Consider the following 14,759-nt stretch of genomic DNA (forward strand, 5'->3'; position numbering starts at 1 on the left):
GGGTATATCATCCTTCTTTGGTCATGAAAAACTTACTAGTTCCTGTGTCGTTTTTCTAACATTGCAACAATTGCATTTAACTGATCAGATGAAGGTAAAGCCATAATCGTTTTATTTTCCTCTTTCCTAGCTAGATGTTGAGGTGCATAGGCAGGAATAGGAACTTTATCAAGCTGTACCATAGCAAAAGGAGCAGGATGTGCCGTCTTGGACTGTGCTACTTCTGTCAAAGGAGATGTACTTTTCTCTGCCTTTACTCCCCTACTCTCTAAGCCTTCATCTATAAAGCTTGGCGCATGACCAGAACGTTCTTGAGCAAAAGCATAAGCAACATCATAAGGGCGATTATTTGTAGGAACTTGAAGTTCTCCATCACGTGATCGTTTTTCATAAAAAGCATTTCCCCCTGCAACCTGAACATAATGCATGTTTTTATACGGAAAAGACAAACCAGCGGTATGAAAAAACTTAGCGTGTTTAACTTTCTTATCTCGTTCACCCCGTAAAACGGCATCAGCCGCCTCTCTTACACGAGCAACAGATGCTTTCTCGGTCATAGGACGCGTTAAAACACCAGGAGCAAATTGCCTATATTGACCAACAACACCACAAATCGTCTTAGGATAGGCGGTTGAATTAACACGATTCATAACAACCGTTCCAACGGCAATCATTCCTTCACGGCTTGTGCGATTTGATTCAAAATACATCGCTCGCATAAGACATTGACGCTCTGTCAATGGATATGTAACCGTTTTTGTCTTATTATTATCTACTTTTCCAGCATCTAAATGACTTGAAGCACATCCCACAACAACTAACGGCACTACACAACAGGTAACAAAAACATTCCAACGATTTTTTTTCATCTTATGCAACACATTCCTATAATCTCTGAGATATTCAAGTCTTGAAATGAGCTTTAAATGTATCTCTCAATAAAGTACATAGCTAATTGTTACCACTCAGTAAAATTTTAATACAAGAGGTAATCAAAAAGTATCTATGCAAAATAAAAAATAAAAAACTATTAATTTGCGGATCGATATTGTTATTCTTCATGGCTCAATATAGGCTATAATAACCCACACGTTTCAATTACAATAAAGTAACACTATCCACTTCTTCTACATACGAAAAAATAATACAGATATCCCCTTTAATATAAAATTTTAACAAAATGATCTGAAAGGAAATCCCCTAGAAAACTCCCCTCCTGCCCCACAATACGAGTGATGATATCATCCAATATACAAATATGTCAAACCAAGAGTTAACAATCTGCCATACTTCTCTGAAAAAACTCTTTGTTGCTTCTTTGTGCTTTTCCATAGATGGTTATCTTATTCTTTCTATAGCTGCACTATAAGAGAATACTCATATATCTACAAACTGATCTTATATATATATAAGAGAAATTTTAATCTATTTTCTTCTCACCTACCCCAACTTTATAAGTAAGGTCATCGCGAGGACGATCAGAGGACATATGGTAACCCGTTATGATATAATGCAGCATTTCAGCAATATTAGTAACATGATCACCAATTCGTTCAATATTCTTTAAACAAAAAAGTAAGTGCGTACAAACCGTAATATTGCGCATATCTTCCATCATATACGTCAAAAGTTCACGAAAAAGAGAAGTATACAAAGCATCAATCTTCTCATCACGCTCACGCACGGCGTCAACACGCTCTAATAGGCGACTCGTATAAGCATTTAAGACTTCTTTTAATTGATTGAGTGCTAAAGCTGTAATCTTTTCAAGCCCATGATAAACAGAAGCAGATTGACGTATTTCTGAAAGTGCAACAGTCCTTTTAGCAATGTTTTTTGCCATATCCCCAATCCGTTCAAGATCAGAAGAAATACGAATGGCTCCAATAATTTCACGCAAATCGACAGCCATCGGTTGGCGTTTGCAAATAATAGCAACCGCTTTTTCATCAATGTCACGTTCTGCTTCATCTAAAAACACATCATCGGCAATCACTGTCGTTGCAAGTTGAAGATCACTACACACAACCGATGCGACAGAACGTTCAATCATCCTTTCTGCATGGCTCCCCATTTCTGTAATCCTTACTCTTAAATATTTTAGTTCTGCATCATAAGAACGGACAGTATGTTTCATAGACATATCTTACACTCCTCAATTCACCTATCCAAAACGCCCCGTAATATAATCTTGCGTCCGTTGCTCTTTTGGTGAGGTAAAGATCATTTCAGTCGCACCAACTTCTACCAAATGCCCTAAATGAAACATAGCCGTATATTGAGAAACACGTGCGGCCTGTTGCATGGAATGCGTTACGATAACAATTGTATAATTTTGCCGTAACGCATCGATAAGCTCTTCAATCCGTGCTGTCGCAATGGGATCAAGAGCTGAACATGGCTCATCCATCAAAATAACTTCAGGACTAACCGCAATAGCACGTGCAATACACAAACGCTGTTGTTGTCCCCCTGATAAACTTGTTCCAAGATCATGAAGGCGGTCTTTTACTTCTTCAAACAAACCTGCCTGCCTCAAACTCTTTTCAACGACATCATGCAATTCAGAGCGTGTTTTAACTAAACCATGAATGCGTGGACCATACGCAACATTCTCAAATATAGATTTTGGAAAAGGGCTGGGCTTTTGAAAAACCATTCCAACACGAGCGCGCAATTCTACAACATCAATCCGTGTGTCATAAATATTCTCCCCATCTAAGGTAATAAGACCAGTTGTTTTAGCGCCTTCAATTGTATCATTCATACGGTTAAAACAACGCAAAAAAGTTGACTTTCCGCATCCTGATGGACCAATCAAAGCAGTTACTTGATGTTCCGGAATATCAAGTGTAATACCGTGGAGTGCTTCTTTATCTCCGTAAGAAACCTTCACATCCTGACCGCGCATTTTAATCTTCATTACAAAAATTCACCTTACAAAAATCTTATCAAAGCTGTTGTTTTATTAAAATTACTGGCGGCGTTCAAATCGTCGACGTAAAAAAAACGCAGAAATATTCATGATCGCAAGAAAAATCATCAATACAATAATAGCACCTGATGTCTTTTCAACAAAAGCACGCTCTGCTTCACCTGCCCACATAAAAATTTGAACAGGCAAAGCCGTTGCTGGATCCATGGGGGTCGTAGGAATATTAACAACAAAAGCAACCATTCCAATCAAAAGCAAAGGAGCTGTTTCACCCAAAGCCTGAGCGACTCCAATAATTGTGCCTGTCAAAATGCCAGGCGCAGCTAAAGGAACAACATGATGAAAAATCATTTGTGTTTTTGATGCTCCCAACCCCAAAGCTGCAGAACGAATAGAGAGAGGAACAGCACGCAGAGCAGAACGTGTTGCAATAATGATCGTGGGAAGAGTCATGAGCGCTAAAACAAGACCACCAACAAAAGAAGCTGAACGTGGTAATCCTAAAAAATTAACAAAAAAAGAGAGTCCTAAAAGACCAAACACAATTGAAGGAACAGCTGCAAGATTATTGATATTAACCTCTATAAAATCTGTAAATTTATTTTTGCGTGCATATTCTTCTAAATAAAGAGCCGTTGCTATACCTATTGGAAGTGAAACTAATAAAACGATGCCTATCATATAAAGAGAACCAATGATCGCAACACCTAATCCCGCAGTCTCAGGACGACTTGAAGCGCCAAATGTAAAAAAACCAATATTAAATGTTTTATAAAGCGTACCATCATGCGCTAAACGCTTTATCCATTCTATTTGTCGATTAGAAACTTTACGGTTTTTTTCTGCTACACGCAGATCAATCTGTCCCTTATAAGCAGAATCAATATCCGCAGATGCCAAAACTTTAACTTTTTGCATTGTGCCAATCAGTTTTGGATTCTTTGTCACCATTTCACGCAGTTGAACACGGACACCATTTGAAAACATACGGTTAACGTCCAAAAGAGAGGCTCGATCATTTTGATTGATATTAAGTTTCTTCGCTAAAGCATTGCGTACAAGAAGTGGATAATTCGCCGTCATGAGCACTTGTGGTTTTGTTTTACGTTGACTACTTGGATCAATGATCTTTTCATCCAAATAAATCGATAATGTCATTTCACTTTGAAAAAAAGCTGTATAACCCTGACTAATGATAGACCCTAAAAGCGTAAATAAAAAAAATAAACCAATAAAAATGGCAATCAAACCATAGGCACGAAAACGACGTTCAGCCCAATACCGACGCTTGAGACTAATATTGCGACGAGGAAAAAAATCTTCATTCATTCATATTGTTCCCGATATTTACGCACAATATAAAGAGCTAGAATATTCATCAAAAGTGTCATAACAAAGAGCGTCATCCCTAAGGCAAAAGCCACCAGAGTTTGTGGAGAATTAAACTCAAAATCACCGGTCAATTGATTAACAATCTTAACAGTCATCGTAGTCATTGCTTCGAAAGGATTGAGTGTTAAGTTTGCTGCAACACCTGCCGCCAAAACCACAATCATTGTTTCTCCAATTGCACGCGATGCCGTCAACAAAATGGCCCCCATAATCCCTGGAAGCGCTGCTGGTATAACAACTTTTTTAATTGTTTCAGATTGCGTTGCGCCTAAACCATAAGAACCTTCACGTAAAATGCGTGGAACAGCCGTAATAACATCATCCGATAAAGAGGAAACAAAAGGTATCAACATAATTCCCATCACAACTCCAGCGGTCAAAACACTTTGTGCCATAATAAAACCAACCCCATCTGAGAGAGAAACAGAAAGATCACGTAAAAATGGTCCCACAACCTTCAAAGCAAAAAAACCATAAACAATGGTTGGGATGCCAGCAAGAACTTCCAACAATGGTTTTACAATTGCTCGCAATCGCGCAGAAGCATACTCCGCCATATAAAGAGCTGAAAATAGTCCTATAGGTACAGCAAAAAGCATGGCAACAAATGCAATATAAAGCGTACCAGCAAGAAGCGGTATTAAACCAAATTGTCCTACTTCATCGCTGGAACCGCTCGCGGAAAAACGCGGATCCCAAACTGTTCCTAAAAAGAAATTTGAAAAGGATACAGACTGAAAAAAGCTTACTGTCTGAAAAAGCATAGAAAGCGCAATGGCTACTGTTGTCAAGACAGCAACAATAGATGCACAAATCAATCCAATAATAATAAAAGATTCAACCTTATTACGGGCACGTTGATGAGGCGCAATTTGCATCATTCCACAGATAAAACCAAAGGACGCAATAGAAAAAAGGAAAACATAACCTATAAACTTAAGCTTTTCAGAAGAGAATACCCACGACTGTGCTATTTCGAACACATCATCCGATGCTTCATCGGATAAAATCAATCCCTTCGCGAGTAATTGTGCCTGCACTTCCTTATAGGAAGCGGTAGAAAGATTCCCCTCAAAGCGATGAATCTTTTTGACGAGACTTCGAAGTGTTTCCCAAAGTAGATCGTGATTTACAGGCTCTGTTACATGCGCACTATACGCCCCCAGCTCTCGAGAGGCATTATATTCTAAATAAATTGTACTCCCAGCATCCCAAACAATTAAAAAAATAAAAGCTGGAATAACAGTAATCAAAAATGTCCACCAGCCATAATAATACGCACGAGAATGCATTTTATGTTGTCTGTATTCAAGAATGCGTGCTCGCATATAAGAAATACAAAAGCCACAAAATCCAAAAATCAATAATAGCAAAACAATGAAGGAAATGCGCATTTTATCTTTCAGTTTTTATAAAAAAATAGCACCCAAATTTCCTATCTCAGAAATCCAACAAATTTTCCCTGCAAATTATTTCAATGTCATTACTCGACCAGCAGAAAAATCAAAACGCTGTGCTTGACGTTCCTTTTCAGGAGAAACAATCAAACCATATTCAGCCAAAGGACCCTCTGGACCAATCATTTGATCAGAAAGAAAAAAATCAACATACTCTCGCAAACCTGAAATAATACCTAAATGTGCTTTCTTAATATAGAAAAAAAGCGGACGAGAAACTGGATATTGTCCACTAGAAATCGTCTCAACTGTTGGCGCAAAACCGTTAATATCGGCAACCTTTAGCCTATCAGCATTATTTTGATAAAAAGACAAACCAAAAATACCAACACCTGTTTTATTAGAAGTTAGACGCGCAAATGTTTCAGAATAATCACCATCAATATCAACCGCTTTTCCATCTTTACGTACCGCAATACAAGCAGTGTGTATCTCCTTATCATCCATTCCTAAAGACTTCATCACCTCAACTGCCCCACTCTCTTTACACCCCTTAGTAAGTAATTTTTCCTCAAAAATTTCACGTGTCCCATGCTTCTCTCCAGGAATATACGCTGCTATCGTCCAATCAGGAAGAGCACTATTAACTGCACTCCATTTCAAAATATTATTCGGTTGCAACTTTCCATCTATAATAATTCGAGCAGCAAGGGCTTTATAAACATCTACTGGCTGTAATTTCCAATCAGGCCCCTTAATATCAGTTGCAAAAACAATGCCATCATACCCAATACGTATTTCCTCAACATCTTTTACACCAGCATCAAAACAAGACTGTAATTCACTCGATTTCATTGCTCGCGAAGCATTAACAATATCAACAGTGTTCTCCCCAATACCACGGCAGAATTCCTTAATACCAGCTCCTGTTCCTCCCGATTCGATAACAGGAACCTTAAAATGGGGATAAATTTCTCCAAATGTTTCAGCAACAATCTTTTGATAAGGTAAAACTGTAGATGAACCAGTAATCTGTATTTGATCGCGCGCATTGCCTCCATTTGCTGACAGCAGTAGCGCAAAAATCAATCCCACTCCAATTGATAATACTTTGTTCATCTATAAACTCCCTAAAATTGAAAACAAAGCCTCTTAATTTATATCATACGGTCATTCTAGTTCACATTTGCAACATAACAAATATAAAAAACAACATGGATCATTTTTTTAAAACCATGTTTTTGTCCTCTGTCAAATAAATTCATTTGAACGCTTGAACTCAATAACATCCCAAAACAAATGAGCAACATCTATACCGCAGAAGCGTTTAATTTCACGAATTCCCGTAGGAGACGTCACATTAATTTCTGTTATATAATCTCCAATCACATCAATCCCCACAAAAAGAAGACCGCGTTCCTTTAAGGCTGGACCAATGCGTTCACAAATTTCATAATCACGTTTTGTTAACTCCACATTTTCCGCGCGACCTCCAACATGCATATTAGAGCGCACATCTGTTTCTGTCGGAATTCGATTAATAGCTCCAACAGGTGTACCATCAAGCAAAATAATCCTTTTATCTCCTTTTCGTACTGCCTCTAAATAGCGCTGAACAATAAAAGGTTCGTGATAAATTTCTGCAAATATTTCCAACAATGATGCTAAATTGCGATCATCTTGTTTTAAATAAAAAATACCAGCGCCCCCATTTCCATAAAGTGGTTTAACAATAATATCGCCAAATGTCTCTCTAAAAGCTGTTATTTCTTCAATATTTTTGGTAATTAATGTTTCTGGCATCAGATCAGAAAATTCAGTAACAAAAATTTTTTCTGGACTGTTGCGTACCCATGCCGGATCATTCACAACGAGTGTTTTAGGATGAATACGTTCTAACAAATGAGTTGTTGTGATATAATTGAGATTAAAAGGTGGATCTTGGCGTAAAAGAACCACATCCATATCTGTTAATTCCGTACGAACAGGCTTTTCTAATCGATAGTGGCTTCCCTCTTTATCATGTACAATCAATGGCTCTAGTCGTGCAATCACACAACCATCGTATAGAGATAAACGATCTGGTGTATAATGGAAGAGAGAGTGTCCACGTTCTTGGGCTGCTAAAGCGAGTGCAAATGTCGTATCTCCTTGAATCCGAACTGTTGAAATATGATCCATCTGAATGGCAATTTTCATAAATAAATCCTCTCTATCCTAAAAGCAGACTGGTCTATGCATCATAAACTTAGTAAACAATAAAAGAACTATGACAAGAGAAAATTTATGACACAAGAAACAAATATAAAATTAAACAACAAAGAAATCGAACGCTATGCACGCCATATCATTTTGCCTGAGATTGGTGGTGCAGGGCAACAAAAGCTAAAAAAAGCACGTGTTCTTGTTGTAGGCGCTGGTGGTCTTGGTGCTCCTGTCTTAACCTATTTGGCTGCCGCAGGTGTTGGAACTCTTGGAATTGTCGATAACGACATCGTTTCACTTTCCAATTTACAACGCCAAGTTATTCATAAAACAAATGCAATCAAAAAAAGTAAAACAGACAGTGCTGAAACCACTATAAAAGCAATAAATCCCCATGTTATAGTTGAAAAACACACTCTACGCTTAGACAAAAGTAATGTGGATAAACTGCTCAATGCTTACCACATAATTGTTGATGGAAGTGATAATTTTACCACACGCTATCTTCTTGCTGATCACGCTGCCCAATGTAAAAAACCTTTAATAAGTGGTGCTGTAGAACGTTTTAATGGCTCATTAACCGTCCTTATGCCATATAAAGACAATAATCCTCACTATCGCGATTTATTCCCCACCTCTCCAGCTCACGGGACTATCCCAACATGCGCTGAAACTGGAATCATCGGTGTTTTACCTGGCGTTATTGGAACCCTACAAGCAATGGAAGTTATTAAAATGATCACAAAAATCGGAGAGCCATTAGTAGGAAAGATTCTTCTCTATAATGGATTATTAGCGCAATTTAACATTATTACTTATAAACGCTCAAATTATAAAGAAAATGCCGTAGCTCTTAAGAATCTTGGAGAATCTTGATAATGTTCTCTCTTCCACTAATTTTTAGCACTCTCGCAATATGTATTGAAATACTAATATTTTATCGCAAGTTATTTTATCGCAAGTCATCGAAACATTGTAACCAATAAAACCTATTAAATTTATCACAAATATGGAAAACCTTTTGTGAAAAAATAATTCTCTATAATGGATTATCATCATAATTTCATGTCATCGTCTATAAATGGACAGAGACTCGTGGGAACGTAGCTGCTATCAGTATTCTTGTGTAAAAAATTTTCGACGTAGATAAAAATACAATCAGCAGAACTCTATTCAACTATTTTACTATTCACACATAAAAATTGTTTCACATGAAAGTGCTTACTTCAAACCATAACCTATAAATAAATAATCTAATTCATATTTTAGTGATCGATACTATAAAAAGTCAATGATCTGTCCATACATCTCTAACCTCAAGAGAAAACGTCTATTCATCAAGTATCATAAAATGCAGCTTAAGATTATTGCACGTATAAGAACAATCAATTGTCTCTGTTCATAAGAAAAATACATGGGAATTGATGTAAAAGTACATAGGGGTTGATGTGTATAGAAGGATTGAGATAAACCTCATGGAGAGCTTTAATTACATAATTATTGCATTCAGAAGCAGAAAGCTGCAGCTCATGAATTGATAATCCTTCAGCAATAATTTCACAGACAAGTATATGTAGAAAAAGTAAAGCACACTAATCTTGAAAACCAATCCACAGACGACAGTGTAAAGAGTGCATTTTTATAAAAGATCTCTTTAAAATAAGCGAGTCAATATGCAATGTTAAATGTGTTCTGTTTTGCGTGAGGGGCGTTCCCCCTAACAAAACATCAATAAGAGCTCTTTTTATAAAACTATGAAACTAAAATTACAAAAAAATCAGACTTCTTTCTAAAGTTAACATCTATGGTATAAGTTAATTTGGCTCGTTCGCTTTATTATTATCCATTGGTAAAGGAACAGGATGATCCGATAAACTGCGTAAATAAAGCAAAAGATCGGCACGATCTTGGTCATTTTTAATTCCACGAAAAGACATAATAGTCCCAGGAAAAGCTTCACGTGGAGAACGTAGATAACGATCCAAAGTGATAAAATCCCATTTTTGATCAGAATGAGCACGCAATGCCCGTGAATAAGCAAAACCTGCTGCTGATGCCAAAGGGCGGTCAACAATCTTCCAGAGAACTGGACCAACACGCCCTGCTTCATTACGTCCAGAAGTGTGGCATATAGCACATTGGCGAAAAACTTTACGGCCATTTTCAAAATTGCCTTGTTGAAGGCGGCTATTTAGTGATAGGGAAACATCAGGTGCTTTTTGTTTTTCTTGAAATATATCATTCTTGGCAACTGTATGATGATATTGGACTGATGTAGGATGATCGTAAACTATATTGCTGAGTGCGAAAATCCCCACAATAGCGACCAGCACACATAAACAAGCACAAATAAAATAAATAAATCTCAAGCGATTCATAAAAACTCAAATGTTCACGGTTTCATTACCATTTTTAGTTTAAGCTTTTTCTTTATAACACACAATATCATAAATGCATCACAGATGACATTGGGAATCTTACAATGGCTCTTGAACCAATTATTCTTATTCCTGCCCGTATGGGCTCAACCCGTCTTCCTCAAAAAGCTCTCGCTGAAATTGGCGGAAAACCGATGATTGTTCATGTCGCAGAACAAGCCAAAAAAGCTGGAATAGGACGTACAATCATTGCAACAGATCATAATGATATCGCTAAAGCTGTTGCAGATTATGGGCATGAATATATCATAACACGAAGTGATCATAAGTCTGGATCTGATCGTATTTATGAAGCTTTAGTGCGTATTGATCCTGAACAACGCTACAACGCCATTTTAAATATACAAGGTGACTTACCAACAATCATGCCTCGTGAAATCATTCGTGCACTACGCCCTTTAGAAAATAGCTTTACTGATATTGCAACCTTGGGTGCCAAAATCATTGAAGAAAATGAAACAAGAGATCCCAACGTTGTCAAAATCATTGGTACACCGCTTGCTCAAAATCGCCTTCGTGCTCTTTATTTTACGCGCGCCAAAGCACCTTATGGAGAGGGTCCTCTTTATCACCATATTGGAATATACGCCTATAGGCGCGAAGCACTTGAGAAATTTGTATCATTCAAACCCTCACCACTTGAGAAACGTGAAAAACTTGAACAATTACGTGCATTAGAAAACAATATGCGTATTGATGTGGAAATAGTCGATACAATTCCCTTAGGTGTAGATACACAACATGATCTCGATAGAGTTTGTGAGATTTTAACATGAAAATACTTAAAAAAACCAATAAAATTTCTTTCCAAGGAGAATACGGCGCTAATTCCCATATTGCTTGCTCCAATATGTTCCCCAATATGGATGCTGTTCCCTCTGCTACTTTCGAAGACGCTCTTAATTTAGTGGAAAGCGGGAAAGCTGATCTTGCTATGATCCCTATTGAAAATACTCTTGCGGGGCGCGTTGCAGACATTCATCATCTTTTACCGCAGTCATCTCTTTATATTATTGATGAATATTTTTTACCTATCCATTTTCAACTCATGGTTTTGCCCGGCGTTACACATGACGAAATTAAAACCGTCCACAGCCATACGCATGCCCTTGCACAATGCCGAAAAATCATACGAAACAACGGTTGGAAACCTGTTGTTTCTGCTGACACCGCTGGAGCTGCAAAATTTATTAAAAAAAATGCTAAACGTTCACAGGCTGCCTTAGCACCTTTAATCGCAGCAGAACTCTATGGACTTGATATTCTTGAAAGAGATGTTGAAGATAACCCTCATAATATTACCCGTTTTGTCATCCTTTCACGCTCCAAACGACATGTCCCCAAACCTCAAAATGGCGAAAAAATCATCACCAGTCTTCTTTTTCGAGTGCGCAATGTCCCCGCTGCTCTCTATAAAGCTATGGGAGGATTTGCAACGAATGGTATCAATATGACAAAATTAGAAAGCTATCAAATTGGTGGAAATTTCAATGCAACACAATTCTTTGTTGATATTGAAGGACATCCTGAAGACCCGATGATGAAACTTGCCTTAGAAGAATTATCTTTCTTTTCTGCAGAACTGCGTATTATCGGTACTTATCCAGCACAAAACGATCGAACATCGTATATATAAAAGCAATTAAGCTGCCATCATTTTTGTTGATATCAAAAAACATCATAAAAATTTCATAATGCAACGCATCTTGAAAGGGCTCGTTTTTTTCTACTCAACACCCTTCATAAACACTGAAGAAGAAAAAATAGCTCGTAACAGAATATATAAATTATTTTCATAATATTTTCTCACAAATTATATCATGATAAACCGCAATTCAATTCGTATAAAAACCAGTGTAAAAAACACAGTAACCAAAAATAAAAACGCTTGTACCATCTATTTCCCTTTGATATATTCAAAGAGAGCCTCTTGAGAAAAGTCATTTCCTCTGACAATATTCCAATAAAGATAACGAACTTCTAAATTAGCTCTCAAAACAATTCAAATTATTATACATAATAGAGCATTCGAATCTCTTAGATTAATATCATTCTAAACATGGTTTAAAACTAGAAAATGCAACTTAGCCCTGATTTTAGCGTTAAGTTTGAACTTGTATCTTTATAAAAACTGATTTATGATTCACCTCACTTTAGAAAAAAGGAGAGGATAATGAAAAAAGTCTTCACGCGAGGATTATTAGCCGCAAATATTCTCGCCTACTCTAGTGTTGCATTTGCTGGCTTTGGTGAAAAAAAATGGAATTTTGCGCGGGATGAAAGTGTTGTGATCACACCATCCTATACATTCCAGCAAGGAGTTGAATACTCTTGTAATATCTTTAAACCAAAGAAAGTATCCTTTACTTTATCATACTCTGCCCCTTCTGATTTAAACAAATTGAGAATTTTTGTTGATGATGAAAAGAAAATAACCCATGATAAAGAAAAGAAAATCTTTACCCTAAAAAATATAAAATCTCTTCATATAAGTTTTCCTTGGTCAGGACATTATATTTTTAAAAATATTACGAACAAAAAAGTTGTTGGAACAGATTGTGACACAGGAGGTTATGATTAACAATATTTCTATAACATCTAAATTTGAGTACAGTTATTCTTTTTTTCAGGTGTTTTTTTCAAAATACGGCATAATGAGCCATTAAAACTAATCGCTGAAAAGGTTATTTTTATACTAATATGGCAAACCTTAAGCTGCTTATAAGGTTAGATATTAAAGAATTTTTGCGAAAAATAGAAGACTAGACTTAAATTGTTCTGTATTTTCTACTATCAGAGCTATTTTTTTAATAAGAATATAACTTCTATCTTCGCAACTTCTTTATTTTAAGTACTATAAAGCACATCGTACCCAAATCACTTAGATAAACAGAAAAGTAGAATTTGCATCTACAGATGCATTCCTCACTGCACTTTAAGTCATACTCATTCAGCTTTTTATAAAAATTTATCTCGCTTTTCCCTCCTTATTAAAGAATATAATTATTTGAAACTATAAAATGTCGCTTATATCGAATAAGAACCATTTTTATGCTTATAAAATCAGTACCCCCTTATTTCTATAGCGTTTAATGTTGCATCTTCTCTTGCTGAGTACAATCCCTTTAAAATATATGAAATCTTTTCTCAAATAATGGAAATTCATATATTGATCCATTTTGTGATGAACATCAATGTTTTTTAATTAAAAGAACAAGCACGCAAAAAAAGAGCGATAACATTTACTTAGTATTTATATTCATATATGTTAAAAGAAAAAATATTACATATTTGATATTCTCATTCACTATAGAAATGAGGTTGTTTTCTTATACGATATTTAAGATATTGACTTATCATTATAAGATTTTGATTTTCTTATACTGAATTAAAACCACGAATAAAGTAAGATCCTCCCATCTTAAATCTCATATTGAAATCAATTAAATTTTTTTCCTTGAAAGTTACAAATGGGAGTGATGTGTGAGTAAAAACGATTAAAAAAGGAATAAAAATGCTTCTTATAAAGCCTCTCAAGTGCAAGGGATCGCAACATTGGAGTTGTTAAGTAGTATGAGGACTAAAGTTTATACTTTGTATTAAGCATAAAAGGGATAGTTCACAATGGACTTATATCTCAAGGAGAGTATGTATACTATTTACGAGTAGATTTTGAAATATAGTTAAGAGTATTGAGCAATCGCTTTTTAAAAAGCCTGTGAATGTACAACATTAAATGTATTCCGTTTGGGATGTTCTGTTTTGTATAGAGGAACAACACCATTAAAGCAATATTTTATAATTATTTAAATAGCACTCTTCCACCTGACTTTCGAATGTTAGCCAATTACATGATCTATCTGCTTTATTTGCCTTTTTTATCGTTGCAAATTTTTAATCATTCAATTTCGTAGTTTTAGAACAGACGTACCTATCTTAAAACTCTTACGGATTTCAGCAGTATCATCATACATTCAGATTATCTTAAACGAAGAAAATATTTTTATACCCAATAAATATAAAGAGCTATTATTATGAATAACTGATAAATTCTCAACCTCTTTGTTGTTTATATGTTAATAAATTAAACGCAAAGGAAAATTCTTCATCGTTCTTATGATATTTTTTGTTTCTGAGCTTGATTTTTCATTCTAAATCGACAATATGGATTTTGGGAGGTTGGTGGTGGACGAACTACTCGCCAACTGGGTCAGGTCTGGAAAGAAGCAGCCCCAACGAGTTCTGGTACGGGTCATTGTTCCAACCTCCTATTTTGCTGAAGAAATTATTTTTTTATACTGTCTTTTAGCGAGGTATTTTTAATCTTCAGAGCGGCATTTGTATGCAGCAAATAAAGGGATTTTGTTGTTTTTAAACAAATTGCCCCATAAA

At 36.1% G+C, this 14,759-nt stretch carries 12 protein-coding genes and 1 other RNA gene; 5 read left to right on the plus strand and 8 right to left on the minus strand.

All coding sequences use genetic code 11. The features are described from left to right. Positions 1-35: 35 nt before the first annotated feature. The 7 genes from ACFIMX_RS08120 to gshB form a co-directional block, all read right to left on the minus strand. Positions 36-869 (minus strand): cell wall hydrolase, encoded by an 834-nt coding sequence (locus tag ACFIMX_RS08120; RefSeq protein ID WP_375618022.1) that lies wholly within the window; start codon positions 867-869, stop codon positions 36-38. 551 nt (positions 870-1,420) lie between these two features. After that, positions 1,421-2,143 carry a phosphate signaling complex protein PhoU gene (gene phoU / locus ACFIMX_RS08125; protein WP_375640242.1) on the minus strand — a complete coding sequence of 241 codons (723 nt, stop codon included), beginning with the start codon at positions 2,141-2,143 and terminating at the stop codon, positions 1,421-1,423. 21 nt (positions 2,144-2,164) lie between these two features. Then, positions 2,165-2,923 (minus strand): phosphate ABC transporter ATP-binding protein PstB, encoded by a 759-nt coding sequence (pstB, locus tag ACFIMX_RS08130; protein ID WP_375611792.1) that lies wholly within the window; start codon positions 2,921-2,923, stop codon positions 2,165-2,167. Between the two features lie 51 nt (positions 2,924-2,974). After that, positions 2,975-4,264: a phosphate ABC transporter permease PstA gene (gene pstA, locus ACFIMX_RS08135; protein ID WP_375694305.1), complete on the minus strand. Its 1,290-nt coding sequence runs from the start codon at positions 4,262-4,264 to the stop codon at positions 2,975-2,977. Further along, positions 4,261-5,721: a phosphate ABC transporter permease subunit PstC gene (gene pstC / locus ACFIMX_RS08140; protein ID WP_375694306.1), complete on the minus strand. Its 1,461-nt coding sequence runs from the start codon at positions 5,719-5,721 to the stop codon at positions 4,261-4,263. The genes pstA and pstC overlap by 4 nt, the downstream gene beginning before the upstream one ends. 75 nt (positions 5,722-5,796) lie before the next feature. Beyond that, positions 5,797-6,843, minus strand: a complete 1,047-nt coding sequence (locus tag ACFIMX_RS08145; protein ID WP_375640245.1) for a substrate-binding domain-containing protein — start codon at positions 6,841-6,843, stop codon at positions 5,797-5,799. 132 nt (positions 6,844-6,975) lie between these two features. After that, the gene (gene gshB / locus ACFIMX_RS08150) at positions 6,976-7,923 is read right to left on the minus strand and encodes a glutathione synthase (RefSeq protein WP_375618027.1); all 948 of its coding nucleotides are present in this window, start codon (positions 7,921-7,923) and stop codon (positions 6,976-6,978) included. A gap of 87 nt (positions 7,924-8,010) precedes the next feature. Here gshB and ACFIMX_RS08155 point away from each other — a divergent pair, with 87 nt between their 5' ends. Beyond that, a complete protein-coding gene (locus ACFIMX_RS08155) occupies positions 8,011-8,805 on the plus strand; it encodes a molybdopterin-synthase adenylyltransferase MoeB (RefSeq protein WP_375618028.1) in 795 nt (264 codons plus the stop codon). Between the two features lie 938 nt (positions 8,806-9,743). Here ACFIMX_RS08155 and ACFIMX_RS08160 read toward each other — a convergent pair. Next, complete coding sequence (locus tag ACFIMX_RS08160) at positions 9,744-10,307, minus strand: c-type cytochrome (protein ID WP_375694307.1); 564 nt, start codon at positions 10,305-10,307, stop codon at positions 9,744-9,746. A 104-nt stretch (positions 10,308-10,411) separates the two neighbouring features. On the opposite strand from ACFIMX_RS08160, the gene ACFIMX_RS08165 reads away from it, so the two are divergent. The 4 genes from ACFIMX_RS08165 to ffs all read left to right on the plus strand — a co-directional run bounded on the left by ACFIMX_RS08165 (position 10,412) and on the right by ffs (position 14,639). Continuing rightward, entirely contained in the window at positions 10,412-11,143 is a 732-nt protein-coding gene (locus tag ACFIMX_RS08165; protein WP_375694308.1) for a 3-deoxy-manno-octulosonate cytidylyltransferase, read from the plus strand. Next, on the plus strand, positions 11,140-12,003 hold the full coding sequence (locus ACFIMX_RS08170) for a prephenate dehydratase (RefSeq protein ID WP_273790573.1): 864 nt from the start codon (positions 11,140-11,142) through the stop codon (positions 12,001-12,003). Before ACFIMX_RS08165 ends, ACFIMX_RS08170 begins: the two co-directional genes overlap by 4 nt. A gap of 537 nt (positions 12,004-12,540) precedes the next feature. After that, positions 12,541-12,948: a hypothetical protein gene (locus ACFIMX_RS08175; RefSeq protein ID WP_375633994.1), complete on the plus strand. Its 408-nt coding sequence runs from the start codon at positions 12,541-12,543 to the stop codon at positions 12,946-12,948. Between the two features lie 1,593 nt (positions 12,949-14,541). Then, positions 14,542-14,639, plus strand: an RNA gene (ffs, locus tag ACFIMX_RS08180) — signal recognition particle sRNA small type. Positions 14,640-14,759 lie beyond the last annotated feature (120 nt).

Source organism: Bartonella sp. AD24XZML (assembly GCF_042196485.1).
Lineage (GTDB): Bacteria > Pseudomonadota > Alphaproteobacteria > Rhizobiales > Rhizobiaceae > Bartonella.